General features: G+C 41.8%; 26 protein-coding genes and 2 pseudogenes. 16 read left to right on the forward strand and 12 right to left on the reverse strand.

What is annotated here, in order from left to right; translation table 11 throughout:
• Positions 1-100: 100 nt before the first annotated feature.
• The 4 genes from HEQ19_09635 to HEQ19_09650 all read left to right on the forward strand — a co-directional run bounded on the left by HEQ19_09635 (position 101) and on the right by HEQ19_09650 (position 4,493).
• Complete coding sequence (locus HEQ19_09635; GenBank protein ID WYM03331.1) at positions 101-1,930, forward strand: Gldg family protein; 1,830 nt, start codon at positions 101-103, stop codon at positions 1,928-1,930.
• A 148-nt stretch (positions 1,931-2,078) separates the two neighbouring features.
• Positions 2,079-2,702 (forward strand): DUF4340 domain-containing protein, encoded by a 624-nt coding sequence (locus tag HEQ19_09640; protein ID WYL99746.1) that lies wholly within the window; start codon positions 2,079-2,081, stop codon positions 2,700-2,702.
• A gap of 27 nt (positions 2,703-2,729) precedes the next feature.
• On the forward strand, positions 2,730-3,584 hold the full coding sequence (gene purU / locus HEQ19_09645; GenBank protein ID WYL99747.1) for a formyltetrahydrofolate deformylase: 855 nt from the start codon (positions 2,730-2,732) through the stop codon (positions 3,582-3,584).
• A gap of 237 nt (positions 3,585-3,821) precedes the next feature.
• A complete protein-coding gene (locus tag HEQ19_09650; GenBank protein ID WYL99748.1) occupies positions 3,822-4,493 on the forward strand; it encodes an ATP-dependent Zn protease in 672 nt (223 codons plus the stop codon).
• Here the strand turns inward: HEQ19_09650 and HEQ19_09655 are convergent.
• A complete protein-coding gene (locus HEQ19_09655; protein ID WYL98102.1) occupies positions 4,431-4,820 on the reverse strand; it encodes a hypothetical protein in 390 nt (129 codons plus the stop codon). The genes HEQ19_09650 and HEQ19_09655 overlap by 63 nt on opposite strands.
• Positions 4,765-5,790, reverse strand: coding sequence for a diguanylate cyclase (locus HEQ19_09660; GenBank protein WYL99749.1), 1,026 nt, complete (start codon positions 5,788-5,790; stop codon positions 4,765-4,767). The genes HEQ19_09655 and HEQ19_09660 overlap by 56 nt, the downstream gene beginning before the upstream one ends.
• A gap of 1,430 nt (positions 5,791-7,220) precedes the next feature.
• On the opposite strand from HEQ19_09660, the gene HEQ19_09665 reads away from it, so the two are divergent.
• The 3 genes from HEQ19_09665 to HEQ19_09675 all read left to right on the forward strand — a co-directional run bounded on the left by HEQ19_09665 (position 7,221) and on the right by HEQ19_09675 (position 9,567).
• Positions 7,221-8,528 (forward strand): hypothetical protein, encoded by a 1,308-nt coding sequence (locus HEQ19_09665; protein WYL99750.1) that lies wholly within the window; start codon positions 7,221-7,223, stop codon positions 8,526-8,528.
• A 93-nt stretch (positions 8,529-8,621) separates the two neighbouring features.
• On the forward strand, positions 8,622-8,999 hold the full coding sequence (locus tag HEQ19_09670) for a transposase (protein WYL99751.1): 378 nt from the start codon (positions 8,622-8,624) through the stop codon (positions 8,997-8,999).
• Positions 9,000-9,006: 7 nt separating this feature from the next.
• The gene (locus HEQ19_09675; GenBank protein ID WYL99752.1) at positions 9,007-9,567 is read left to right on the forward strand and encodes an IS630 family transposase; all 561 of its coding nucleotides are present in this window, start codon (positions 9,007-9,009) and stop codon (positions 9,565-9,567) included.
• Between the two features lie 303 nt (positions 9,568-9,870).
• Here HEQ19_09675 and HEQ19_09680 read toward each other — a convergent pair whose 3' ends face one another.
• A complete protein-coding gene (locus HEQ19_09680) occupies positions 9,871-10,509 on the reverse strand; it encodes a CHAT domain-containing protein (GenBank protein WYL99753.1) in 639 nt (212 codons plus the stop codon).
• A gap of 132 nt (positions 10,510-10,641) precedes the next feature.
• Here HEQ19_09680 and HEQ19_09685 point away from each other — a divergent pair, with 132 nt between their 5' ends.
• The 3 genes and pseudogenes from HEQ19_09685 to HEQ19_09695 all read left to right on the forward strand — a co-directional run bounded on the left by HEQ19_09685 (position 10,642) and on the right by HEQ19_09695 (position 12,347).
• Entirely contained in the window at positions 10,642-11,595 is a 954-nt protein-coding gene (locus HEQ19_09685; GenBank protein WYL99754.1) for a DUF4351 domain-containing protein, read from the forward strand.
• 130 nt (positions 11,596-11,725) lie between these two features.
• Positions 11,726-11,971: pseudogene (locus tag HEQ19_09690) on the forward strand (DUF4351 domain-containing protein).
• A gap of 130 nt (positions 11,972-12,101) precedes the next feature.
• A pseudogene (locus tag HEQ19_09695) lies at positions 12,102-12,347 on the forward strand (DUF4351 domain-containing protein).
• A 250-nt stretch (positions 12,348-12,597) separates the two neighbouring features.
• On the opposite strand, the gene HEQ19_09700 reads toward HEQ19_09695, so the two are convergent.
• Together HEQ19_09700 and HEQ19_09705 are read right to left on the reverse strand one after the other, a co-directional pair.
• The gene (locus HEQ19_09700; GenBank protein WYL99755.1) at positions 12,598-12,777 is read right to left on the reverse strand and encodes a hypothetical protein; all 180 of its coding nucleotides are present in this window, start codon (positions 12,775-12,777) and stop codon (positions 12,598-12,600) included.
• A gap of 80 nt (positions 12,778-12,857) precedes the next feature.
• Complete coding sequence (locus HEQ19_09705; GenBank protein WYL99756.1) at positions 12,858-13,451, reverse strand: hypothetical protein; 594 nt, start codon at positions 13,449-13,451, stop codon at positions 12,858-12,860.
• Between the two features lie 207 nt (positions 13,452-13,658).
• Here HEQ19_09705 and HEQ19_09710 point away from each other — a divergent pair, with 207 nt between their 5' ends.
• Positions 13,659-14,543 carry a hypothetical protein gene (locus HEQ19_09710; GenBank protein ID WYL99757.1) on the forward strand — a complete coding sequence of 295 codons (885 nt, stop codon included), beginning with the start codon at positions 13,659-13,661 and terminating at the stop codon, positions 14,541-14,543.
• Positions 14,544-14,779: 236 nt separating this feature from the next.
• Here the strand turns inward: HEQ19_09710 and HEQ19_09715 are convergent, their stop codons facing one another.
• From HEQ19_09715 to HEQ19_09725, 3 genes are all read right to left on the reverse strand, one after another.
• Positions 14,780-15,757 (reverse strand): ATP-binding cassette domain-containing protein, encoded by a 978-nt coding sequence (locus HEQ19_09715; GenBank protein ID WYL99758.1) that lies wholly within the window; start codon positions 15,755-15,757, stop codon positions 14,780-14,782.
• 198 nt (positions 15,758-15,955) lie between these two features.
• Positions 15,956-16,141, reverse strand: coding sequence for a hypothetical protein (locus tag HEQ19_09720; GenBank protein ID WYL98103.1), 186 nt, complete (start codon positions 16,139-16,141; stop codon positions 15,956-15,958).
• Positions 16,142-16,153: 12 nt separating this feature from the next.
• Positions 16,154-17,800, reverse strand: a complete 1,647-nt coding sequence (locus HEQ19_09725; protein ID WYM03332.1) for an AarF/ABC1/UbiB kinase family protein — start codon at positions 17,798-17,800, stop codon at positions 16,154-16,156.
• 47 nt (positions 17,801-17,847) lie between these two features.
• Here HEQ19_09725 and HEQ19_09730 point away from each other — a divergent pair, with 47 nt between their 5' ends.
• Positions 17,848-18,024: a hypothetical protein gene (locus tag HEQ19_09730; protein WYL99759.1), complete on the forward strand. Its 177-nt coding sequence runs from the start codon at positions 17,848-17,850 to the stop codon at positions 18,022-18,024.
• A 120-nt stretch (positions 18,025-18,144) separates the two neighbouring features.
• Here HEQ19_09730 and HEQ19_09735 read toward each other — a convergent pair whose 3' ends face one another.
• A complete protein-coding gene (locus HEQ19_09735; protein WYL99760.1) occupies positions 18,145-19,209 on the reverse strand; it encodes a mannose-1-phosphate guanylyltransferase in 1,065 nt (354 codons plus the stop codon).
• Positions 19,210-19,323: 114 nt separating this feature from the next.
• Here HEQ19_09735 and HEQ19_09740 point away from each other — a divergent pair, with 114 nt between their 5' ends.
• The 3 genes from HEQ19_09740 to murJ all read left to right on the forward strand — a co-directional run bounded on the left by HEQ19_09740 (position 19,324) and on the right by murJ (position 23,158).
• The gene (locus HEQ19_09740; protein ID WYL99761.1) at positions 19,324-20,844 is read left to right on the forward strand and encodes an LCP family protein; all 1,521 of its coding nucleotides are present in this window, start codon (positions 19,324-19,326) and stop codon (positions 20,842-20,844) included.
• A gap of 78 nt (positions 20,845-20,922) precedes the next feature.
• Positions 20,923-21,429, forward strand: a complete 507-nt coding sequence (locus HEQ19_09745; GenBank protein WYL99762.1) for a pentapeptide repeat-containing protein — start codon at positions 20,923-20,925, stop codon at positions 21,427-21,429.
• A 124-nt stretch (positions 21,430-21,553) separates the two neighbouring features.
• Positions 21,554-23,158 carry a murein biosynthesis integral membrane protein MurJ gene (murJ, locus tag HEQ19_09750; GenBank protein WYL99763.1) on the forward strand — a complete coding sequence of 535 codons (1,605 nt, stop codon included), beginning with the start codon at positions 21,554-21,556 and terminating at the stop codon, positions 23,156-23,158.
• A gap of 93 nt (positions 23,159-23,251) precedes the next feature.
• Here the strand turns inward: murJ and HEQ19_09755 are convergent, their stop codons facing one another.
• From HEQ19_09755 to HEQ19_30815, 3 genes are all read right to left on the reverse strand, one after another.
• On the reverse strand, positions 23,252-23,428 hold the full coding sequence (locus HEQ19_09755) for a hypothetical protein (protein WYL99764.1): 177 nt from the start codon (positions 23,426-23,428) through the stop codon (positions 23,252-23,254).
• A 120-nt stretch (positions 23,429-23,548) separates the two neighbouring features.
• On the reverse strand, positions 23,549-23,947 hold the full coding sequence (locus HEQ19_09760) for a hypothetical protein (protein ID WYL99765.1): 399 nt from the start codon (positions 23,945-23,947) through the stop codon (positions 23,549-23,551).
• 39 nt (positions 23,948-23,986) lie between these two features.
• Entirely contained in the window at positions 23,987-24,538 is a 552-nt protein-coding gene (locus HEQ19_30815) for a hypothetical protein (protein ID WZI67159.1), read from the reverse strand.
• 252 nt (positions 24,539-24,790) lie between these two features.
• Here HEQ19_30815 and HEQ19_09770 point away from each other — a divergent pair, with 252 nt between their 5' ends.
• Positions 24,791-25,150 (forward strand): hypothetical protein, encoded by a 360-nt coding sequence (locus HEQ19_09770; GenBank protein WZI67160.1) that lies wholly within the window; start codon positions 24,791-24,793, stop codon positions 25,148-25,150.
• The last annotated feature ends 17 nt before the right edge of the window (positions 25,151-25,167 follow it).

A 25,167-nucleotide genomic window follows, 5' to 3' on the forward strand; every position in this document is an offset into this window, starting at 1 on the left:
AGTTGTCAGTTGTCAGTTGTCAGTTGTCAGTTGTTAGTTATGACAAATGACCAATGACAAATGACCAACGACAAATGACCAATGACAAATGACAAATAACATGAAGAGCATCCCTAAAAAACAACCTTGGAAATATCTGTTTTTACTAGGTCCATTCCTATTTGTTGCTGGCTTAACTTCTGGGTTAGTTGCTGGTCAATGGGCGCCAATCCCATTAGCATTCTTGATTCCGGGAATTGTGATCAGCGGGTTGTGGGTAATATGGCAAAGTCAGCAAACTAAATGGTGGCGAAATCGTTCTACCCAAGTTGGTACTAATGCCCTATTAGCAACTTTAGCAGTATTAGCAATTTTGGGGTTGATTAACTTTTTGGGAAGTCGCTACCATTTCCGGGCAGACTTAACAGAGACGCAGTTGTTTACTCTTGCGCCTCAATCGCGGGAATTGGTGCGTAGCTTGTCACAGCCAGTAAAGGTGTGGGTGTTTGATGTCACTCAAAATCCCCAAGACCGGGAATTGTTAGAAAATTACCACCGCCAAGGTTCCAAGTTTAAGTTTGAGTACATTGACCCCCAAGCTAGACCAACACTAGCAGAGAAATTTGGCGTCAAAGATTATGGCGAAATTTACTTGGAATCCCAAGATAAAAAGCAGTTAGTCCAAGTAGTCAATGAAAATGAGCGATTGTCAGAAATTAGATTAACAAATCGCCTACAACAAATTACTAGTGGTAAAACAGTTAAAGTTTACTTCCTTCAAGGTCACGGCGAACACCAACTTTCAGCCCCTGAAGATGGAATGTCTCAAGCAGTTCAGGGATTAACTGACAAAAATTTCACCACATCAGCGTTGAATTTAGCTGAAAAATCAAAAGTTCCTGATGATGCGTCCGTGGTGATCGTAGCAGGTCCAAAACGAGAATTATTTGACCAAGAAATCAAAGCCTTACAAGAATATCTCAATCGTGGCGGTAACTTGCTGCTGATGATTGATCCAAATACTAACCCCAAACTCGACGGCTTGCTACAAGAATGGGGTGTGCGTTTAGATAATCGTTTAGCTGTTGATATTTCCTCTGATGTCGGTCTAGGTCCAGCCGTTCCCTTGGTGACAGAATACGGAAAACATCCGATTACCAAAGATTTCGGTAACGGGATTTCTTTTTATCGGTTAGCCCGACCTGTGCAAATTACGGTAGTCCCTGGTGTGAAAGCTACTCCCCTACTGCAAACCAAAGCCTATCCCAACAGCTGGGCTGAAAGCGACCTGGAAAGCGAAAAATTAGAATTTAATGCGGACAAAGACCTCAAAGGCCCTTTGACTTTAGGCGTTGCTTTAGAAAGAAAACGAGAAGCTACATCAGCAGTCAATTCTAGCCCCACTCCCACAGCATCACCATCCCCGACAAGTCAAGCTAGCCCCACTCCTACAGCATCACCATCCCCGACAAGTCAAGCTAGCCCCACTGCTACAGCATCACCATCCCCGACAAGTCAAGCTAGCCCCACTGCTACAGCATCACCATCCCCGACAAGTCAAGCTAGCCCCACTGCTACAGCATCACCATCCCCGACCACAGCATCACCATCCCCGACAAGTCAAGCTAGCCCCACTGCTACAGCATCACCATCCCCGACAACTCAAGCTAATCCGACTTCCAGTGAATCAAGGTTAGTCGTATTAGGTAATTCAAATTTTGCCACCGATGGCTTGTTTCAACAACAACTCAATGGAGATGTATTCCTCAACTCAGTCAGTTGGCTAAGTCAACAGGATCAGCAACCCCTTTCAATTCGCCCCAAAGAAGCAAAAAACCGCCGCATCAACCTGACACCGATGCAAGCCAGTCTTTTAGGATGGTCATCTTTACTATTTTTACCCCTAATTGGGTTCCTAGCCGCTGCTGTTATCTGGTGGCAAAGGAGATAAAGTGAGGAGTGAGGAGTTAGGAGTTATGCTTCCTCATTCTTTATTAATGACAAATGACAAATGACAAATGACCAATGACCAATGACAAATGACCAATGACAAATGACCAATGACAAATAACAAATGACAAATAACAAATGAAAAAAAAATGAAACTTCCGCGTACTACTTTAATATTGATATTGCTAGCGCTGGGTTTGGGTGGTTTTGTTTATTTTTATGAAATTCAAGGTGCGACTCAGCGAGAAGAAGCTAAGGATAAAAAACAGCAAATTTTCTCTTTTGCTGCAGATGATGTGCAATCTTTGACAATTAGAACCCAAAAGATTAATCTGAGTCTAGAACGTAATCGTCAGTCGGATAATCCTAAGTGGTTGCTAAAATCGCCAATATCAGAGCCTGCAAATGATGCTATTGTTTCTTATTTGATGGATTTGTTGGTTAAGGGAAAAAGCGATCGCACTATTTCCACGCCAGCCAATCAGCAAGCAGAATTTGGCTTGGATCAACCCCAGGCTACCATAAATATCAGTCTGAAGAATCAGCAAAGTCATCAGTTGATTTTGGGTAAGCCTGATTTTAACCGTCGTTTTTTATATGTTAAAGCTGACCCAAATATTAAACCTGATGGTAAAATAGATATCCTATTAGTATCTACAGATTTTGAAAATGCCGTCAATCGGGAGATATCAGAATGGAAACAACCTGTAGATAATAGTCAGAATAAATCTACGCCCAGTCCTGTGCAACCAACTCCCAAAAAAAGCAAATAAGCAATTCCACAATCTTTGGATATTTCTATGGCAAATCCCACAGCAACATTGCTCATTTCTTGTCCCGACCAACGGGGGCTAGTGGCAAAGATTGCTAATTTTATCTATGCTAATGGTGGTAATATTATTCATGCCGATCAGCATACAGACTTCGCTGCTGGGTTATTTCTCACCCGGATTGAATGGCAGTTAAATGGCTTTAATTTGCCGCGAGATTTGATTGCACCAGCCTTTAATGCCATTGCCGAACCTTTAGCTGCTAAGTGGGAATTACACTTTTCTAATACTGTACCACGTCTTGCTATTTGGGTAAGTCGGCAAGACCATTGTCTATTTGATTTGATTTGGCGTCAACGCGCTAAAGAATTTGTGGCTGAGATTCCCCTAATTATCAGCAACCATCCTGATTTAAAGGGAGTGGCAGAGCAATTTGGTATTGACTATCACTATATTCCTATATCTAAAGATAATAAACCAGAACAGGAAGTCAAGCAACTAGAATTACTCCGACAATACAAGATTGATTTGGTTGTATTGGCAAAATATATGCAAATTGTCACTGCGGATTTTATTACTCAATTTCCGCAAATTATTAATATCCATCATTCATTTTTACCGGCTTTTGTCGGCGCAAATCCCTATCACAGAGCCTTTGAACGTGGAGTGAAAATTATTGGCGCCACGGCTCATTATGCGACTGCAAATTTAGATGCAGGTCCAATTATTGAACAAGATGTAGTGCGGGTGAGTCACCGCGATGAAGTCGAGGATTTGATTAGAAAAGGTAAAGATTTGGAGCGTGTTGTCTTAGCCAGAGCCGTGCGATCGCACTTACAAAATCGCGTCCTGGTTTATGGGAATAGGACTGTGGTGTTTGAGTAATGTAGTGGTTCATCGCATAAGTTTTGCAGGCGTAGGGTGCGTCAGAATGAAAATAAATGCGCCTTTGCGCCTTTGCGCCTTTGCGTGAGCTAAAAATTATTTCCCTACGGGACGCTCCACGAACGGTAATCTTCCAGCGGTTCGGGAGTAGTTGTCTGGTTTTCTGACGCACCCTACAAATTGGAACTACCTTAAGTCATAATGAAGAAAGATTAAGCTGCACTCAGAAAACTCTCAATGAGCCAGACTGCCCTAAATTTAACTGCAATCTCCATATTTCTCATTACCCTGTCCACCCTACTAGGTCCGTTAATCCACCTGTCGCCCACAGTACCAGCACTGGCTACCTTCACCATCTTAGGAATTGCGACCTTCGACAGTTTCCGCTTGCAAGGTCAGGGTGGAACTATATTTTTAGATTGGATTGCTGGTTTTTCCAAAGAACATCGCGATCGCATCGTTCACCACGAAGCAGGTCATTTCCTCGTAGCTTATCTGTTGGGTATTCCCGTCACTAGCTACACCCTCAGCGCCTGGGAAGCCTGGAAGCAGGGTCAACCAGGACAAGGTGGCGTTACCTTAAATGATCAAGAATTAGCAGATCAATTACAGACGGGTAAAATTAGCACCCAAATGCTGGATCGCTATTGCACTATTTGGATGGCGGGTATTGCTGCAGAAAATCTCATCTTTCAAAATACTGAAGGTGGTACTGATGATCAAAGTAAGCTATTAGGGGTATTGACAAATTTGGGCTTTTCTGAATCAATTTGTCAGCAGAAACAGCGCTTTCATACCCTCCAAGCCAAAACCCTACTGGAAGAAAATCGGTCTAGTTATGAAGCTTTAGTTAAAGCTATGCAACAACGCGCCTCGGTGACAGATTGTCAGAATGCAATTGGGAGTTAGCAGTTTGAAGTTTAGACTCCCAATCCCTAATCCCCAATAGTAAGGAGTAAGGAGTAATGAGTAATGAGTAATGAGTAATGAGTAAATTAATCCAATCCCCAATCCCCAATCCCTGGTAACAGAGCGGAGCCGTTCGCGTAGCGTCCGCACCAGAAGTGCAATCCCCAATCCCCAATCCCTGGTAACAGAGCGGAGCCGTTCGCGTAGCGTCCGCACCAGAAGTGCAATCCCCAGTCCCCAATCCCCAATTCCCAATTCCCAATCCCCAATTTCAAGAAGATGCAGCTTTGAGATGTAAGAGGTTTGGTAAGTGGTCTGAACTAACAACCTGATTACGTCCAGTTCCTTTAGCTTCCAATAAGCATTGATCGGCTCGATTTAGCAAACTGTATCCATTTGGATCATCATGTGTTCGCAGACAGGAAGTGCCTAGACTAATTGTGACATTAATAGTATGTTGGTTGTTGATAACAAATGGTTCATCGCTGACTACACGATTCAGACGACGGGCTACAATCAGGGCTTCCTCACTAGTTGTATTACCTAGAATGATGACAAATTCCTCACCTCCATAGCGAAAGGCTGTATCTTGATAACGCAAATTGTGCTTCACTCGCATACAAAGCAATTGCAAGAGGCGATCGCCAACTAAATGTCCGTAAGTATCATTCACTTTCTTAAAATGATCGATATCTAAAATAATCAAACTTAAGGGACATAGCTGATCACGGGCTTTTTGAATTTGTCTAGGTAAGTCCCATTCCAAAGCACGACGATTATTCATTTCTGTTAATGAATCAGCCAACGCGAGAGTTGATAACAAATCATTTCTTCTCATCAGATCATGGTATTTTTGCGCTTTCCGCAAACCAACTGTCAATTGCGCTAAGATGAGGCGATGGTTGGGCGTCATCTCTGCCAAAGTCGAGTCTGTTTGTATCTCAGGAAACTGCCAAATATACGCATCAGCCCCTTGCTTTAATGCAGTGGAAGTCATCTCCAAATCCCAATCCCACCCCTGTTTACGTCTCTCAGTCAGTTGCTGAGAACGATCTTCTAAAAGAATGCAATATATCCACGATAGATTGGCCTGATCTTTCAACCATTGGCACAATTCCATACTGCCATCGAGGCTAGCCTGCACAATTATTATATCGGGTGGCGTATTTTTAATACCCAATTTTGCCTGATCAACGTTGGTGATAATCTCTACGTTAAAAGCGGTTGCATAACGGATCTGATCTGGAAGTGTTGAGAGAAATTGATTGCTCCCAAAGACCAGAATGGATATATTCATTGCTTTGCTTTTTGCCCTATATCAACTTCAAGGATATAACTCTGTTAAGACTTGCTGTTCTTAGTTACTAATACTGAATTGCAGTATTTTTGGTTAGGGGTTATTCCCCATTGCTTGATAGTTTTATCTTGAAATTTAAAATGTTTTGCCAATTTTAATCTCCTCTTAATAATTTACCTAGACTATGTTCACTAGATATTTAACTTCTGATACCTACTTTCTGCTTTTATATATTTCTTTTAAAACAGTAGATATACTGAATATTCCATAGGAATATAAAAATCTTCCTGTGATTTACTAGTATTAGCTACTTAAGTAAATCACCATGTCCAACTATTAACATTAACAAGCACAAAATGCGGCAAAAGTTTCACTGATTTTAAATCTTTAAAAATTTATAAAATTTTTATGCGACCGTAAAAACCGATATCTTTGCAGAATCTACAAAATTGAATCTACCATAAAATACTGACTTAACTTACCTAAGTAGAATTTCTTTTTAACTGTGTGTGAGATCTGTCTAGGCTAGACGCCGTAAGTTTTCAGCCATCAAGCTGCTATTTGGCAATGCTAGCTTGTGGACAATAGATTTAATCCATCAGCCAAATCTTGACTTAGGATTTGTCAAAATTACGTAAAAATACATAAATAGTCAACCTGACCTGATATTTATACCATGATAAAGTTCAGTTAGTGGTTAGTAGTTTACGACGCCAGAAGATTGGCATTAACATCCCAGCAGATGCAAATAAATATTTACATATATAACTTTATAGTTATGCATGTAAATAAATTCGGTAATCTGATAGCCCATCTGGGGATATTCCGCTTATGCGCTGAAGCGCTACTACAAGCATTTTAGTTTTTTAGGTTGAACTAGTAGTCTGTCAATTTTGTTTTGAGGGATTTTTGGTAGTGTGAGCGTCTCGCTCACGCGGGCAAGATGCCCGCACTACAGTCCATCATTTTTATCTTGACAGAGTGTGAGCGTCTCGCTCACGCGGGCAAGATGCCCGCACTACAGTCCATCATTTTTATCTTGACAGAGTGTGAGCGTCTCGCTCACGCGGGCAAGATGCCCGCACTACAGTCCATCATTTTTATCTTGACAGAGTGTGAGCGTCTCGCTCACGCGGGCAAGATGCCCGCACTACAGTCCATCATTTTTATCTTGACAGATTACTAGATTTAACTCTAGCTATTGCTAGATGCTTTAATTATCTTGGCAGGTTTATCCTAAATCTGTAGGCGGAAATGATGAACAAAACTATGGCAATCCCCTTTGATTTGGGAAAAATTCTCAGTATTTGTAGTAGCTTGGGCACTGCCTACTCTACGTATTAATCCTGGATAGCGAAACATAAATATACCAAAAACCCTTACCAATGACAAATGACAACTGACAACTGACGAATAAAAGGGATAGACTTGTGGATACAATACTAGAGCGATCGCACACACTCAAACAAGCCTTAATCGATTTTGTGCTTGATGCTGAAGGTGAACTAGCACAAGCGCTGGAAACCTATGCAGCACAACAAATGCGACGTAGTAGCGGCGATAATAGACAGCAGGATTTTATCGTTGACTGCTTTATTGTTGAAGGTAAAGTAGGCGAAAAGTCACCACTAGAATTATTTATCGCCAGTCATGCAGATTTACAACCGAGCGATCGCCACTTGATCAGCAACTGGCAACGTACTTTTACTGGACTATTTGCGATTACTAAAATTTTACCAGATGGTGTGGAGTTAATGAATTGGCTGACAGCCAAACACTACATCGTCAAACCAAACAATTCCCAAACATTACAGGAAATATCTCGGTTAAAAGTTGGAGAAATCTTACTCACCCGCATCTCTCCCTTTACCGATAGCTACTGGATGTTGTCTGGACAATACACAATCATGGGTAAATTGGGTAAACCAAAACTAGCGGTGGCTATTGGTAATTTCAAAGAAAACTATAAACATCATCTTTACAGCGATGCACCAGATTTGCTAGAACAAGCTTGGCAATCTGTAGCGGAATATCATCACCAATTTGTTGACTTTTTTGGCAGCGATGAAATCACACTACCAGGATACCAACTGAATAAAAAGATAGCAGAATTTCAAGAACTATTGACGCAACAACGTTTAGCAACACTCGGAATTGATACTTCCAAATCCTTAGCTGAAGTAGCAGCCGCAGCGGGTATTGAACAAGAGGAAATCACTGCAGCCGCAAAAGAAGCAGGTGCTGACGCCAAAGTTGTTGCTGAGATATTTAACAGCAAAATGGTAACACCAAAAGTGGATTTACCTGCGGAACTCAAAAAAGCCGAACAGGTAACGGTTATTTCTCATCCCCATTGGGGACAGATGTTTTTACCAACATATACTAAGATAAAATCAATATTATCAGCAGAAGACTGGCAAAGTGTAGCAGGGTCGGAAAAACTAATTAGTTACTATCTCGAAGACCAAAGTATTAACGCCTTTATTTGGCAGCGATTAGCGCAACAGTATCCGACAACCTTAGAAAACCTATTGCAAATATTTCTGCAGCGTCCAGAGTTTCGCCTGGCAAATGACTTAGATGCACTATTGCAAGAATACCACAAACCAATACAGCCAGATTTACCAGAAATTGCCAGTGTCCCGATACATCTGCATAATTTATTTCAAGAAGCTGTAGCCGACGTTAATAAATCTAAACCGAAGGGACAGAAGAAGGGTGGGAAAGGTTTTCAATAGTAGTCGTAGGGTGCGTTAGCGATAGCGTAACGCACCATTACAGCACTTTCCAGCAATGTGAAGTACAATATGTAAGATAGATAAATTATTATTATGAAACCATATTCCGTCGATCTGAGAGAAAAAATAGTCAATGCTTATCAGTTAGGAAATATTTCAGTTAGAAAGTTAGCTGTAAACTTTGGTGTTGGTAAAGCTTTTGTACAAAAAATGTTGAGACAGTATAAAGAGAAAGGACATGTTAATCCTGGTAAGCAAGGGACAAGAAAAAAAGCGGTATTAGCAGATTCTGCGGCTCAACTTGTTGCATTGGTAAAAAAGTATCCAGATGCAACTCTCTCTGAATATTGTGAATATTGGCTCTTAACTGAGGGGCAACTAGTGAGTTCCAGCATGATGTGTAGAGAATTGCAAAAATTAAATCTAACTCGTAAAAAAAACGGTTCGCAGCAGTCAGGCAGCTACCGATAGAGTTCAATTGCTCAGGTGTGAATACAGAGAGAAAGTCAGAGATATAGAGCCGAAAAATCTGGTTTTTTTGGATGAAGCAGGCTTACTGCTTGGGTTAATGCGTCCAAAAGCTCGTAGTGAAAAAGGAAGTAGAGTATATGATGTAAAACCATTTTATCGAGGTAAAAAAGTCACTATTATCGGCGCAATCAGTATGGATAAAGTATTGGCTGTGATGACACTAGATGGTTCAATGGATAGTAATGCTTTTCGCGTGTTTATAGAAAAGTTGTTAGTGCCTCAATTATGGAAAGGTGCAGTTGTCATAATGGATAACCTATTTGCCCATAAGATCGATGAAATTACGCCCATAATTGAATCTGTTGGTGCCAGTGTCATCAATCTATCTTCTTATTCACCAGATTTTAATCCCATTGAACATTGGTGGTCACAGCTTAAAGCTTTTATCAAAACATTTTCTCCAAAAACTACTCAAATGGTAGATGTATTGATTGCAATTGCTTTAAATCTAATCAATCCTATGCATCTGCGAAATTGGTTTGCTAACTGCTGCTACTGTACTTCATGATTCAGGAAAGTGCTGTATCAAGTTTTTTGAGCTTTACAGCAGTTTTCACGTAGTTGAACCACACTCTCAGGGCACAGCAGTGCTGTGCCCCTACGGCAAATGTGGTCTATTTACCTGAAAATAGCTGTAAGTATGATACAAATACGTTGGTAGGGGCACGGCATTGCTGGCTTCTATATGTATCAGAGTTTTGGTGAAATGGTATTAGCGATAGCGTAACGCACCATTATCAAGGGTTTGGTGCGTTACGAACTCCGTTCTAACGCACCCTACAATACTACAATACTTCAATACAAACAAAATTCACTCCGCATCGCCAATTATGACAAATGGCGACCAATAAAAAGGATGACGCTCAATTTGCTTGAGTTTAGCTTGGCGTAATGCTTCCCCTTTGCTCATACCCTGCTGGAGATTTTGATAAAAATCAGTCATCAGCCTTTGAGTTGCTGTATCATCAACAGACCACAAACTCGCCATAATTGCTTTAGCGCCAGCACGTTCAAATATATAAGCAACACCTGCAATTCCCACACCTTTATTATAAATTTCTTTCGCAGTTTGACAGGCGCTGAGAGTCAGCAAATTTGTGCCTTGTAAACCCAAAAGTGCCGCATCAGCAATATTAAATTGGGTATCAGCAAATAACAAAGTATTCTTTTTCAAATTCAATTTCTTACAGTCTTCATTTTGAAAACAACCATGAGTAGCTAAGTGCAGCAAGCCAAAGCGCAACGCTTCAGTTTTGAATCTTGTAAGAGTTGCTTGATTACCGATATAACCTTCACTTCCTGGCTTTTGTATCGCCTGGTCTAGCAATTTTTGGGCTGCTTGTGCTTGGGGGTTTTGAGTTTGTCCCCAACTGGGTGGAGGGATGAGTGTCACTGTTAGGGGAGTTAGGTAAATACCCAAAGTCAATATACTAGTAAGAATTTTCTGCATAAAAGTGCTATGTGCTAAATATTAATTTGCTATGCCTCATTATCCCTCGTTCTTGTTATGACTCGCAATTCAATTGCATCGACTCGCAATTATGTTTGATAAAATATTATTAATTGCTATCGATAAAATTGAATGACCCGCTTTATTCATGACCAATTTGCCAAAGATTATTTAGAGGAATTGCTCAAACCATATGGACAGGTTCAAGCACCAAATCGTGTAGCTGGAGAAGTGCGAGAAATTGATGTTTTCTTTTCTCCAGCCACACAACAAACCACCAATTTAGAAACATTAGGCTTATTAGGAAAACTAGCAACCAGTCCTGCTATCTTTGAGCCATTCCGCAATGCAGCATCGCCTGATGAAATCTGCAACTGTCTTTTAAAATTATTAGAACTTAGAGGTGCATTACAACGGGAGGCGAATCGAAATAAAACCCCCATTCAAGAATCATCCATTCCCAAATTATGGATTCTCACCCCAACAGCATCCGCGACACTGCTGTCAGGATTTCGCGCTTTTGTTGATGAACAAAAGCCTGGAGTACATTTCATGGCAGACTATTTACGTGCAGCGATTGTAGCCATCCATCAGCTACCGCCAACCCCAGACACACTGTGGTTGAGAATCCTGGGTAGAGGTAGGGTACAAGAACAGGCAATTAATGAGTTAAAAGCGTTACCAACAAATCATCCATTTCAGAAAGCGACGCTAGAATTAGTTTACAACCTGCGCCAGAATTTAAGAGTCAATCAAGATTTAGAAGAAGATGATAGGGAGTTAATTATGCGATTAGAACCACTTTATCAGCAAGACCGTGAAAGAGCTAAACAGGAAGGCAAACAAGAAGGTAGACAAGAAGGTAGACAAGAAGGTAGACAAGAAGGTAAGCAAGAAGGACAACAGGAAGGAGAACAACGTTTAGTTATACGTCTACTCCATCGTCGTCTTAGTGAGATTGATGCATCATTAATCGAGCGAGTTCAAGGATTATCTATTGAACAATTAGAGAATCTAGGAGAGGCGTTATTAGATTTTTCTGTTGTGGCAGATTTAGAAACTTGGTTGAATCAACAAGCTAGATAAATCTGAGGCTAACTGATAATTACAGTATACAGTTCAGAAAATTGTCGTAGGGGCACGGCACGAATAAAATTGTCATTAGAAGAAAAAATTTTGGATGCCGTGCCCCGTAAGTGTATATCATTCGAGCCTAGATGATAGGGAGTTAATTATGCGATTAGAACCACTTTATCAGCAAGACCGTGAAAGAGCTAAACAGGAAGGAGAACAACGTTTAGTTATACGTCTACTCCATCGTCGTCTTAGTGAGATTGATGCATCATTAATCGAGCGAGTTCAAGGATTATCTATTGAACAATTAGAGAATCTAGGAGAATCGTTATTAGATTTTTCTGTTGTGGCAGATTTAGCAACTTGGTTGAATCAACAAGCTAGATAAATCTGAGGCTAACTGATAATTACAGTATACAGTTCAGAAAATTGTCGTAGGGGCACGGCACGAATAAAATTGTCATTAGAAGAAAAAATTTTGGATGCCGTGCCCCGTAAGTGTATATCATTCGAGCCTAGATGATAGGGAGTTAATTATGCGATTAGAACCACTTTATCAGCAAGACCGTGAAAGAGCTAAACAGGAAGGAGAACAACGTTTAGTTATACGTCTACTCCATCGTCGTCTTAGTGAGATTGATGCATCATTAATCGAGCGAGTTCAAGGATTATCTATTGAACAATTAGAGAATCTAGGAGAATCGTTATTAGATTTTTCTGTTGTGGCAGATTTAGCAACTTGGTTGAATCAACAAGCTAGATAAATCTGAGGCTAATAGGATTTCACCAAAACTCTGATACATATAGAAGCCAGTAGGGGCACGGCAATGCCGTGCCCTTACCAACGTATTTGTATCATACTTAAAGTGAAACGGTATAACTGATAATTACAGTATCGTGGAATCAGAGGCGGTTGCCTCGTTCCCAGTGCCTCCTGTGCCTCATTATCCCTCGTTCCCAGTCTCAGACTGGGAATGCCAACTCGGAGGCTCCGCCTCCGCACATAGCTGTAGACTAGGCAATGCCAAGCAAAACCCGGATGTGGTGGGCAGTGCCCACCCTACGTATAATTTTTGTTATGACTCGCAATTCAATTGCATCGACTCGCAATTCAATTGCATCGACTCGCAATTCAATTGCATCGACTCGCAATTCAATTGCATCGACTCGCAATTCAATTGCATCGACTCGCAATTCAATTGCATCGACTCACAATTCAATTGCATCGACTCACAATTCAATTGCATCGACTCGCAATTCAATTGCATTGTTAATTAATAAGGTGTAGCCTGAATCGTCATTGTTTTTTTCTGCGGATTAAACTGGATTTGCTCCACCACATATTGCCGGTCTTTCGCCACTGACAAAATACCTGACAGTTTCGCTGAGGTAACAACAGGTGGACCAAGCTTCACTTGTGCTTGACCCTGTTGTGGATTTATGATATTAAAAGTATCCAAGGGAATACCGTTCCAATTATCCGGTTTAACTGTAAGACGCTGGCGATCGCCGCGAATAATCTGACGCCCGTCAGTTCTATAAGCTTTAGCCACATTTCTGAATACTACCTTTTCAATTTTACTCAAGCGGATGATGTAGGTAGTAGAGCTACCTTGACGCTGAATTGATAATTTTTGCCCTTTGACATCAATACCAATTACCCGCCCACTGCTTGACTCTCCCCCCTTGAGAAATATATCAGCTAATTCTGGCAAAGCCACTGGGACTGTCTGTGTTTTGACTGGTGTCTGTGCTAACAAAAAATTTCCCGTCTTGATTTCTTTGCCAATTGCAGATAAGTTGTTTCCTACCAGTCCGGCTGCTGTTGTCAACAGTCCCACAACTATTAACTTGAACAAGGCTTTCATAGTTGGAACAGTGTTTTATTTTATTCATGTTATTTTAACTTCAACAGTATCTCCCAAATTTCCGTAAAATAACGCAAATGATTTGATTAATTTAATTAATATGGCAATTGTCACTTCTTTGAACCACAGATCTTCGTAGGGGCGCAAGGCCTTGCGCCCCTACTTCTGCGGTTAATCCAAAATCCCAACTCCAAACTCTAAAATGCAATGAACCCAAACCCCAATCCTTCCGCAGACCCTAATATCTTAGGCAAATTTACCAGTGTAGTTGGTTTATTAGGTGCCGCGCTTTTCTTTGGCGGCTGGATTTATCGCTGGTCATACTTCTACTTTTTTCAACTAGAAATTTCTCACCTCGACTTACCCACAGAGTCCTTTTTCATGGTTCCCCTGCAAATATTTTTTGGGGATGGGTGGGCAATTTGCAAAACTGCGATCGCCTTTTTGTTGGCTGCCACTGCTATAAATATCACATTATGGTTAATTAGAATCATCAGCGAAATAGTAGTTGTTACTCTCAACCATTTGCTATCCCATCGCATCATCCCAGCGACGCAACGCAAGCAATCGAGAATAGCTAAATTGCTACATTCTCTGGCTACATATAGTTCTTCCCAACTGCGCCTTGTAGAATTTCTCCGTTCCTTAATCAATGAGATCGTCATTGTCTCCTGGGTATTAATTGTCATATTTTGGTTAGCAAACTCCCAAGGAATTATCGATGCTCGCCGAGATGCTGGGCAAAATTCCACTTTACCGGTGATAGCTTTAATTTCGCCAGAAGAGAAGTTTGCAGTGGGGCGCAAACTTGACGATGTATTCACCAATCCCTCGTTAAAAGGCTACAAAATAATTGGAGACAGAGGTTTATTTGAAGACCTGCGCGGCAGGGAAGATACTGATACAAGTAACCCCAAACAGCCGAGAATTTGGCGCTTACTTCTCGAACGTGGCGGCTGGATTTATTTGTTTGCGGCGTTACCTGCAAATTCCACACCGAGCGATCGCCCAGCGGTCATCGCCATTCAAGAAGGTGATAAAGGTAACATAATTATTCGCAGTCCCGCAGTTTCCCAAAGCAGTTCTCCTTGATACAGCGTTTTTCATTTGAACCACAGATCTTCGTAGGGGCGCAAGGCCTTGCGCCCCAAGGCCTTGCACCCCAAAAGCGTGGTCTATCCACAGATTTACTCGTTAAACCCGCCCCTACACACTCCTAATACCATTTCACCAAAACTCTGATACATATAGAAGCCAGTAGGGGCACGGCATTGCCGTGCCCCTACCAACGTTGCCGTGCCCCTACCAACGTATTTGTATCATACTCTCTACACGACTCCCGCCTGAAAAACTCTTCCAATCACCTCTTCTACGGGCGGTTCGGTCACTGTTAAATCAATTACCTCCAAATTTGCCAAAATTTGCGATACTGTACGGGTAAGCGCTTCTTGCGGCACCAAAAAACGCACTGTCCGCCCTTCTACTTCTACATCACCGTAGGACGTGAGTTGTTCTGTGGGTATAGGTTGGGCTAATTCCACATGAATTTCTCGATAAGGGGCGAAGCGTTCCAGTAGTCCATCTAAGCTACCGTCATACATGAGCTTTCCCTGGTGAATTAACAGTACCCGTTGACACAAGGCTGTAATATCAGCCATGTAATGGCTAGTTAATAACACTGTCGCCTGATAACGCTGATTGTAATCGCGCAAAAAATCCCGTACCCCAGCCTGAGCATTAACATCCAGCCCTAGGGTTGGTTCATCCAAAAATAATACTTGGGGACGATGCAAAAGCGCTGCTAAAAGTTCCGCCTTCATCCGCTCCCCCAAAGACAGTTTCCGCACTGGTTGGGTGAGTTTTCCTTCTAGCGCCAGCATCTGGGTTAATTCTCCCACGCGCCGCTGGAAATCTTTTTGTGAGATGTTGTAGACAGCGGCGTTAATTTTCAACGAATCTAGTGCTGGTAAGTCCCAGATTAGCTGCTGTTTTTGTCCCATTACCAAGGTGATTTTTTGCAAAAATTCCTCTTGGCGATTAAACGGTACTTGTCCAGCCACTCTCACTTCACCGCTAGAAGGATGAATCAACCCGGTCAGCATTTTGAGTGTGGTAGTTTTTCCAGCACCATTCGGTCCCAAAAATCCTACGATTTCACCAGGGCTAATTTCAAAAGAAACATTCTCAACTGCTTTAATTGAACGATATTTGCGGCGAAAAAAGTGGGTGATTGTCCCTTTAATTCCCGGTTCTTTGATTGCAATTGGGTAAAATTTACTTAGGTTTTTGGCGACTATAATTGACATAGAATTTTCAATTTAAACCACAGATAAACACAGAGCTAGACGCGGAGCGAATTGCAGCAGGCTACACAGATACATCATATCTATCTACGGTTCATAATATTGAAGAACTGATTTTCAGCAGCAGTTTGATGATTTTTTTAATCATATACTTCATTTTAAACTCATAGTAGGCTAGGCATTGCCCACCCTACATCTATTTCAAAAATCAAATATTAGCCCTATATATATTTTACGCAAATGTACCCCAGATTTTAACAAATAACAAATAACAAATGACAAATGACAAATGACAAATGACAAATGACAAATGACAAATGACAAATGACAAATGACAAATGACAAATGACAAATGACAAATGACAAATGACAAATGACAAATGACAAATAATTACCTATTTACCGTAAACGCCCAGACCGCAAAATACTAATAATTAACCATAAGCCCAATAAACTTGCTACTGCAAATAGGACACTGCTTAAAAAAGATAGCTGAGAAGTCTGGGCTTTGGTAGAAATAATTGCTGCACCCATAATTAATGAACCGACCAAAATGCTAAAAGATAGTCGATTGGCAGCATCGTCCATAGTGCGCCGCATACCATCTAAACCCCGCAGTGATAAATTCCATTGTAAGGTTTCTGAGGTCACGCGGTTTAATAATAGTTCAATTTGGCGGGGAGATTGTAACGAGAGATTTTTGATATCTAGCGCTGTTCTTAAGAGCGATCGCACTGGATTATCTCCTAATAACTGACGCCGAAACAAGTCGGTAATTAATGGTTTGATTTCATCAAAAAGATTGACTTCTGGGTTAAATGTCCGCGCTACCCCTTCTAAGTTTGCCAAGGTTTTAGCATATAAGCCCATGTTACTCGGCAAGCGAATTTTATTGTTCCGGGCAATTTGCAAAAATTCATAAATAATTTGACTGAAATTGATGTCATTCAAGCTAGCATTGTAATACTTCCGCAGCATTCGGTCATAATCACTTTCCAACTTAGCCAAAATTACTGGTTGAGCAGAATCTGCTAGTTGCAAAGTTAACTGAGCGCATCTCCCCGCATCTAAATCAACAATCGCCAACAACATTTCTGTTAATATCTGCTGTGTGCGCGGATCAAGTCTTCCCACCATGCCACAGTCTAACAGGGCAACCCGGCCATCATGAAGATAAAATAAATTCCCTGGATGGGGATCAGCATGAAAAAACCCATCTATGTATAGTTGTTGAAAAAACGCCCGAAATAGCAGTGTAGTGATTGCTTTGCGTTCTGCAACAGGATCTTTACTATTCTCACCACTGCTCAAATTTGCCGACAGAATGGGCACCCCGTCCAGCCACTCCATCACCAGTAATTTTTCTGTGGTCAAGTTCCAGTAAACTTCGGCTACCACTATTTGTGCTGGATCAAACCAGCGACTGTGGGATAAGTTACGCCGCAACTGGTCGGCAAAACTAGCTTCCAGTGTAAAATCTAATTCTGCTTCTAAGGCTTTAGTAAATTCTGCGGCGATGGATTTGATTTCGTAGGTTTGCCCAAATTCAGTACGCGCCACTAAATCAGCAATCCCTTGAATTAAAGCAATATCCTGGGCAATTGTGATATCAATTCCCGGACGTTGTACCTTGAGAGCGACTTCCTGACCGTCTACTAATGTAGCTCGATGGGTTTGAGCAATTGACCCCGCTGCTACCGGTACGGGATTAATTGTGGTGAAGGTTTGTTCTAGAGTCCCTTTGATTTGTTTGCGGATGACTACTTCAATTTCTGACCAAGCAACTGGGGGGACTTCATCTTGCAGCGTTGAGAGTTCCTCAATGTAGCTCGCGTTCAATAAATCGGGACGTGTGGAAAGTAGCTGCCCCAGTTTAACATAAACTGGCCCCAAATCTACCAAAATATTTTTTAACACCGCAGGGGTCGGTAATTGGGGTTCATCAGTTTTGCCACCAGTGAGTAGCCTTCGCATATAGTCCCAGCCATTGCGAAGGACTACCTCGATAATTTCTCGTTGACGGGGAACCGTTTGGGTGAGGAACATTGTGGTTAGGGACTGGAGAGTGGGGAATGGTGAATGGTGAATGGTGAATGGGGACACTTCGACAAGCTCAGTGCATCGCTGGGGACTGGGGACTGGGGACACTTCGACAAGCTCAGTGCATCGCTGGGGACTGGGGACTGGGGACACTTCGACAAGCTCAGTGCATCGCTGGGGACTGGGGGAGTGGGGGGAAGGTCGGTAAAGTAGACAAATATATTTCTTAATGCCCCATGCCCAATGCCCAATGCCCCATGCCCAATGCCCCATTCCCATTCCCGCACAGACTGACAGTCAAGTTATAATTTAAAAAGTGGGTGTTAAGCCTCTGTCAAGGGTTTTAACTTTTACAGTAAGTCAATAAATCGGGGATCATCTTTGAGAATTTTGAGTATTTGCTTAATTTCCTGGGTACGGTCTTTATTCACAACTAGGGTGACATTGCGATCGCGCACAATCACCACATCCTCTAAACCTATGGTAACAATTACATCTTCAGGATTGGAGGCATAAACGATCGCCCCTTGGGTATCTAGTCCCACGTGGGTAGCGAGTTCTACATTAGGATTCTCTGGTGTTTTCAGTAACCGCTCGATCGCATTCCAATCTCCTAAATCATCCCAACCAAATGCCACTGGTAAGACATATGCTAAATTAGTCTTTTCCATCAGCGCATAGTCTATACTTTTTTTAGGTAATTGGGGATAAATATCAGGACCATGCTCTGCTAAAGGTTCGATAATCTCTGGCGCGTGGGTATACAGTTCTTTCAGAACTACCCCCGCCCGAAAAACGAACATGCCACTATTCCAGCTAAACCGTCCCGTAGATAAAAAAGTTTCTGCCGTTTCCCGGTCTGGCTTTTCAGTAAAGCGGTTGACGTGATAAGCTGGCAACTCATTGAAGCTGCCAATTTTTTCACCTTGTTCGATATAGCCATAACCTGTTGATGGGAAACTAGGCTTGATCCCCAATGTGACAATCGCTTCTGTGTTTGCCGCTAACTGGGTCGCAGCACTTAATGTGTGAGCAAAGACTTTTTGGTCAGCAATCCAGTGATCAGCGGGAAAAAAGCCAATAATTGCATCTTCACCGTAACGCTTTTGAATTTCTAAACTTGTCCAAGCAACGGCTGCAGCAGTGTCCCTTCCCTCTGACTCGATTAATAAATTTTGTGACGGCAATTGTGGCAATTGTTGTTGCACTCCTTGAGCTATCTGTTGAGATGTGATGACAAATAAAGAATCCCAACCACCGGCAAGTTCTAACAATCGATCTGCGGTTGCTTGTAGCAAGCTTTTAGAGCTACCATCAAGGCTTAAAAATTGCTTGGGTCGTCCAGAGCGACTCAAAGGCCAAAAACGCTCACCTTTACCACCAGCAAGGATTACGGGGAACAATGAACTAGTCATTTTGTCATACACCAATACTGACGAACATTACAAGTGTACAGTGACCTTGACACTGGCAATATTTGTAGCTTGGATTAACATACTCTTAGGGAGTGGTTGAGTGGGGAGATAATTGTGATTAAACAAATTCAATGGTCGGATAATCAGTTAACGCCGCAGCAAGTACCAGGTTTAGATTTAGATTTAGATTTAGATGAGGTGAGAGTACAACAATTTCAACGGACTGAAAATCAGGTAACACCTCAACAAGTACCAGTTGCGGATACCGAAGTTAGTCCAAAACAGCAAGCAAATGTTTCCCGTGGTGTCGTCGAATCTGTAGGTGAAATCCCTAACCAGCTTTACGAAAGGTTGGGCTTGACCATGCCTCGATGGCTATTGTGGATACTAACAGTGGTTTTAGGGGTAATTTTATCCGGACTACTAGTATCGATTTTGGCGCTCTGGACTCCCCTATGGAGTAATCTGGATCAAACAGATGAAGATTTAGGAATCGCTGGTAAAGATCAGCAAAAAATGCCCCTCCCAGGAGAGGTATGGGGTAAAATCTCCCAATACCAACTATCAAAACCCATGAATATTTTAATTATGGGGATTGAACCAGTTAGGGGTACTGTTGATGGCTCACCAGAAAGTTTTGCCGGTAAAAGCGACACCATGCTTATGACCAGGCTCGACCCCAATGACAAAACCATGAGGGTACTTTCGATTCCTCGGGATACAATGATTGCTATCCCAGAAAAAGGATTAACTAAAGTCTCTGATGCCAATGCTGAAGGTGGTCCTGTCTTAGCAGCACGAGTAGTCAGCCGGACTTTAAATAATGCGCCAATTGACCGCTATATCCGCATCTCTACCAGTGGCTTACGCGAATTGGTAGATCAATTGGGTGGAGTTGAAGTTTTTGTTCCTAAATCAATCGAATATAAAGACAACTCCGGTCGGATGTCGAACTTAGTCAGTGGTTGGCAAACTCTCAACGGCGAACAAGCAGAACAATTTGCGCGTTACCGTGAAGCAGGTCTCGGTGATTTGCCAAGGGTGCAGCGACAGCAAGTCCTAATGACAGCGTTACTCCAACGCCTCAATAGTCCCACTGTCTTACCCCGGTTGCCTCAATTAATTCGCATTATGCGGAAATACTTTGATACCAACCTCAAAATAGAAGAAATGATGGCCTTGGTGAATTTTTCCGTCAACCTAGAGCGGGATAATTTCCAAATGTCCATTTTGCCTGGTGTCTTCAGCCGTTTTAGCCAAGACCCCAATAGCTATTGGCTGAATATGACCGGACAACAAAGCCTATTGAATGATTATGTTGGGGTGAATGTACCTGGTCTTAAGGCAGATGTCCGACCAGTTTCTAATCTCAAAATCGCTATTCAAAATGCTTCCAATCAACCTCAATTAACTGAAAAAGTTATCCAATATCTCAAACAGAAAGGCTTCACCAACGTTTACGCGGTGTCGGATTGGCCTGATACCCAACGCCAAACTCAGATCATCGTCCAAAAAGGCAACCGCAACCCAGGAATTGACTTGCAAAAAGTCTTAGGCTTGGGTCAAATCGAGGTTTCCGCAACTGGCGATTTGGAATCTGACCTGACCATCAGAATTGGTAAGGATTGGAAATAGTCATTAGTCATTAGTCATTAGTCATTAGTTAAATGACAAAGGACTAATGACAACGGACTAATGACAAAGGACTAAGTTATGAAAAAGTTTTTTATCCGTGTTTTGGGTTTAATTTTGATTTTGATTTTGGCTGGTTTATGGATAATTTTTAATCCTAAACCAGCTTTTGCCCTGGGTAAGGTGATTAACTACAACAATATCAATTTAGAAAACCGCGATTTTTCCCACGAAAATTTGGCTGGTGCAACTTTCGTAGCAGCAGAAATGCGCTTGGCAAATTTTCAAGCAGCGAATTTGACTAACGCAATTTTCACCAAAGGTGTTTTATTAAAAGCGAATTTAGAAGGTGCAAACCTCACGGGTGCTTTGGTTGATCGGGTAACTTTCGATGGTGCCAATCTGAAAAATGCGATTTTTACAGAAGCGACTTTGATCCGCAGCCGCTTTTATGATGCTGATATCACTGGCGCTGACTTTAGCGATGCTTTGATTGACCGCTATCAAGTTTCATTATTGTGCAAAAGAGCCGATGGTATTAATCCTGTGACAGGTGTTGCTACGCGAGATAGTTTGGGGTGTAAATAAACAGTTATTACTTATTAGTCAAATGACTAATGAATAATTGATCAGAAATTCACCTGACAGATTGCCAGATTTCAGGTTAAATGTTCTCAGATATGCACTGTGCAAGAGTCGTCGGGTATTATTCGTGACAAACAAAGACCAAAAACCCTCCCGTTCCTTCGCTGGTATTGCTGGCATTGTTGCCGCTGCTACCTTAATTAGTAAAGTATTTGGTTTAATACGGCAGCAAGCCATTGCTGCCGCTTTTGGTGTTGGCGCTGCTGCTACTGCCTATAGTTACGCCTATATTATCCCTGGATTTTTATTAATCTTACTAGGCGGTGTCAATGGACCGTTACACAGTGCCATTGTCAGCGTTTTAGCCAAACGCAAGCAAGAAGAAGCCGCACCCCTGGTGGAAACGGTGACAACCCTGGTGGCTGGTGTGCTGTTGGTGGTGACAGCGGCGCAAATTGTCTTTGCGGATGTGATTGTCGATATAGTGGGTCATGGGTTACAAGATACAACCAGAGCGATCGCTATCCAACAAATCCGCATCATGGCCCCAATGGCTTTATTTTCCGGGTTAATTGGCATTGGCTTTGGTACCCTTAACGCCGCTAATCAATATTGGTTACTTTCGATTAGTCCCTTATTATCTAGTATTACCGTTGTTGCAGCCGTTGGTATTTTGACACTGCAACACGGTCAAGACATTATTAAACCCGAATTTGCTTACATCGGCGGGATGATGTTAGCTTGGGGCACTTTAGCCGGGGCAATTTTGCAGTGGTTAGTGCAACAAATTGTCCAGTGGCGATTAGGATTAGGTTCTTTACGTCTGCGGTTTGATTTTAAATCTCCCGGCGTTCAAGAAGTAATTAAAATCATGACTCCGGCGACCATTTCATCGGGAATGATGCCAATTAACGTTGCCACAGACCTGTATTTTGCCAGTCCCATCCCTGGTGCTGCTGCTGGTTTTAATTATGCTAATTTACTTGTGCAAACTCCTTTAGGGATTATTTCCAATATTATTTTATTGCCCCTATTACCAATGTTTGCCAAACTTGCTGAACCCGACAATTGGCAAGAATTAAAAATCCGCATTCGTCAGGGATTATTACTTACTGCCTTTACCATGCTACCTTTAGGGGCGCTGATGGTGGTGTTATCTGTCCCCATTGTCCAGGTAATTTATGAGCGTGGTGCTTTCAAAAAAGAAGCTACAGAGTTAGTTTCATCCCTATTAATTGCTTATGGAATTGGGATGTTTGCCTATTTAGGACGTGATGTTTTGGTGCGGGTATTTTATGCTTTAGGGGACGGACAAACACCATTTCGCATCAGTACATTTAATATTATCCTTAACGCGGTATTAGATTGGTTTTTCGTCCAACCTTTTGGCGCCCCCGGTTTGGTGTTAGCAACGGTGGGTGTAAATTGTAGTTCAATAATAATGCTGTTATGGTTATTAGATCGCAAAATTAACGGTATACCTTGGCGGGAGTGGAGTTTACCAATTATCGGTTTAACTGGTGGTAGCGTGGTGGCTGGGGTAGCCAGTTATGCAACTTTGGTTGGTTGTCAGCAGGTGTTAGGTAAGCATGGTTTATTGATTTTGCTGGTGGAGTTGTCTGTTGCTGGGTTGGTGGGGATTGCTGTGTTTGGCGTGATTGCTTCGTGGCTGAGGATACCTGAAGTGAATAATTTTGTGGTGCGGATGCGTCAGCGGTTTTTGAAGAAATGATATTTTCTAGGACTTACGCACTGTACAAATTAAGCATGGTATGCATTTACAAAAATAGGTCGTTTCAGGCTTTGATTAATCCAACTTTTATCGTCAACCTTGATCAAGGGATGCTGTGAGTTCAGCCCAGGTTGTTTCGTCATACCCGGACTCATCTGCCATCCATTCATCCAGTAGTTGAATAATTTGCTCAACTTGCTGTGAAGTAAGAGGTTTTAGTAGCGATAATGGTTGAGGCTGATCTGGGTAGCCGACTTGCTGGGCAGTCATAATCTTGGCTTCTGTAAAAGTTTGGTATTAAGGTTATTTCAATTCTAGTCTATGGTATTGCCGCAGTGCGATCGCTGATTTTTAAACATCCTCTTAACAAGCCTTGTGGAAATTTCCACTCTATTCACTACCCCATCTCAGTTCACAGTAACTCATAAACGCGAAACCAACACTTGCCGTCAATGATCCTGCTAATAGTCCTTTAACTGCCCAAGCTGGTGGTCCACCTATATTCAGAAATTCGTTAATTAATCCATGCCCTACTTTAGTAGCACCATACGCAAGCGCACTACCTCCAGCAAGAGTAATTCCACCATCAGTAAGCATAGTTAGTATTTCATCTTTGGAATATGTTTTACTCGAATAAATTGTAGCTATCCTAATACACATAGCCAGCTCATTAGCTGACAGAGCAATATGCTTGTGAATTTCACCACCAGGAGTTGGAACTGCTGTTGCAAAGCCACCACCACCACTATGCTGGACGATTGCCCAAATGGCATCTGAGCGTTTGTTCATAGATTTTTATTCTTTATATAAATTTACTAATTGTGATATCTATTTTGAAACTGCCCAAATTCCCTCTTGATCTATCAAGCCTCGTGCCTTTAGAGGCGCAGGTACTGAAACAGTGTAATTTCCTCTAATTTCAGAACCTTGAATAATTCCTGCCCAAGTGATTAGTATTCCAGTTGATGGCTCAAGAGATGTAAAACCTATCCTGTCGCCATCTACATTACCTTCTAGGGGACCAGAACCAGTAAGAATTCCAGTTATATTGACAGTTCCAGTAATTTTATTTGATGTGTCCTGGTTAAGCACAAGACGCATATTGCCATTTTGTCCAACGGTTTTGTTGAATAAAGATCCGCCATAAATCCCTGTAACCTTAGATGGTTCTGGAGTTGGTTCTGGAGTTGGTTCTGGAGTTGGTTCTGGAGTTGGTTCTGGAGTTGGTTCTGGAGTTGGTTTTGGAGTTGGTACTGGAGTTGGTACTGGAGTTGGTTGTCTTGAATCTTTATGATTTAGACCTATCGCTGCGAGAATTACAGCACTCAAAACAGCAACTGTAACACCTATGAAAATTTGCTTTGCAGCAGGCTCAGACATTTTTATTTCAGTAAATTGAAAAGTTTTTTATTTTTAATACATTTTTTATTATAGTGATGTCACTACCAATCGAAAGTAGTACTAATTACATTTAATATTAAGTATTTGAATTTTAAATATCTTTGTCAGCGCCGACTGGGAACAGGAGTCTGTGGAATTTCTCTATTCCCCAGTCGCTTCTGGTCTCTATTTTGAAACCTGACTATTGCACTAAAATTTATGTAAAACTCTTGCCAATGAGGGGATTGGGAAATGTCTTACAGTCAGTTTGATATTGAGGGAGTTAGAGTTAGCTTTGGCATCACCATTAGAGAAACAGTAGGTACATTTGCCGATATACCCGAGATTATTTATAGCGATTTCCTAGGAGAAACCCTCCGATTCAATACACCAATAGCCTTAGCAATTAACTCTGAAAAATCCCGTTCTGAGATGATTATTACACCAATTTTGCTGGAATTGAAGCGACTATATCCTGAGAAAGTGAGCTTATTTTCTGGCAAAGATTTTACTGTTGACGTAGAAAAAGGTCTCAATGGCTTTTGTGACTATATGATCAGGCGGGTTTGTTGGGTTTGCGGTGAGCCTCAACCCAACCTACAATTTTCCTAGGGTTTAGGAGTGTCACT

The sequence above is a fragment of the Gloeotrichia echinulata CP02 genome (genome assembly GCA_038087035.1).
GTDB classification, from domain to species: domain Bacteria; phylum Cyanobacteriota; class Cyanobacteriia; order Cyanobacteriales; family Nostocaceae; genus Gloeotrichia; species Gloeotrichia echinulata.

Excerpts from the sequence above, each read along its gene's own strand:
- HEQ19_09705 (WYL99756.1), bottom strand. The coding sequence starts at position 13,451 with ATGAAAGCCTTGTTCAAGTTAATAGTTGTGGGACTGTTGACAACAGCA.
- HEQ19_09730 (WYL99759.1), top strand. The coding sequence starts at position 17,848 with ATGGGGACACTTCGACAAGCTCAGTGCATCGCTGGGGACTGGGGACTG.
- HEQ19_09755 (WYL99764.1), bottom strand. The coding sequence starts at position 23,428 with ATGACTGCCCAGCAAGTCGGCTACCCAGATCAGCCTCAACCATTATCG.
- HEQ19_09650 (WYL99748.1), top strand. The coding sequence starts at position 3,822 with ATGAGCCAGACTGCCCTAAATTTAACTGCAATCTCCATATTTCTCATT.
- HEQ19_09735 (WYL99760.1), bottom strand. The coding sequence starts at position 19,209 with ATGACTAGTTCATTGTTCCCCGTAATCCTTGCTGGTGGTAAAGGTGAG.
- HEQ19_30815 (WZI67159.1), bottom strand. The coding sequence starts at position 24,538 with ATGTCTGAGCCTGCTGCAAAGCAAATTTTCATAGGTGTTACAGTTGCT.
- HEQ19_09635 (WYM03331.1), top strand. The coding sequence starts at position 101 with ATGAAGAGCATCCCTAAAAAACAACCTTGGAAATATCTGTTTTTACTA.
- HEQ19_09770 (WZI67160.1), top strand. The coding sequence starts at position 24,791 with ATGTCTTACAGTCAGTTTGATATTGAGGGAGTTAGAGTTAGCTTTGGC.
- HEQ19_09710 (WYL99757.1), top strand. The coding sequence starts at position 13,659 with ATGAACCCAAACCCCAATCCTTCCGCAGACCCTAATATCTTAGGCAAA.
- HEQ19_09745 (WYL99762.1), top strand. The coding sequence starts at position 20,923 with ATGAAAAAGTTTTTTATCCGTGTTTTGGGTTTAATTTTGATTTTGATT.
- HEQ19_09715 (WYL99758.1), bottom strand. The coding sequence starts at position 15,757 with ATGTCAATTATAGTCGCCAAAAACCTAAGTAAATTTTACCCAATTGCA.
- HEQ19_09640 (WYL99746.1), top strand. The coding sequence starts at position 2,079 with ATGAAACTTCCGCGTACTACTTTAATATTGATATTGCTAGCGCTGGGT.
- HEQ19_09670 (WYL99751.1), top strand. The coding sequence starts at position 8,622 with ATGAAACCATATTCCGTCGATCTGAGAGAAAAAATAGTCAATGCTTAT.
- HEQ19_09685 (WYL99754.1), top strand. The coding sequence starts at position 10,642 with ATGACCCGCTTTATTCATGACCAATTTGCCAAAGATTATTTAGAGGAA.
- HEQ19_09660 (WYL99749.1), bottom strand. The coding sequence starts at position 5,790 with ATGAATATATCCATTCTGGTCTTTGGGAGCAATCAATTTCTCTCAACA.
- HEQ19_09725 (WYM03332.1), bottom strand. The coding sequence starts at position 17,800 with ATGTTCCTCACCCAAACGGTTCCCCGTCAACGAGAAATTATCGAGGTA.
- HEQ19_09680 (WYL99753.1), bottom strand. The coding sequence starts at position 10,509 with ATGCAGAAAATTCTTACTAGTATATTGACTTTGGGTATTTACCTAACT.
- purU (WYL99747.1), top strand. The coding sequence starts at position 2,730 with ATGGCAAATCCCACAGCAACATTGCTCATTTCTTGTCCCGACCAACGG.
- HEQ19_09760 (WYL99765.1), bottom strand. The coding sequence starts at position 23,947 with ATGAACAAACGCTCAGATGCCATTTGGGCAATCGTCCAGCATAGTGGT.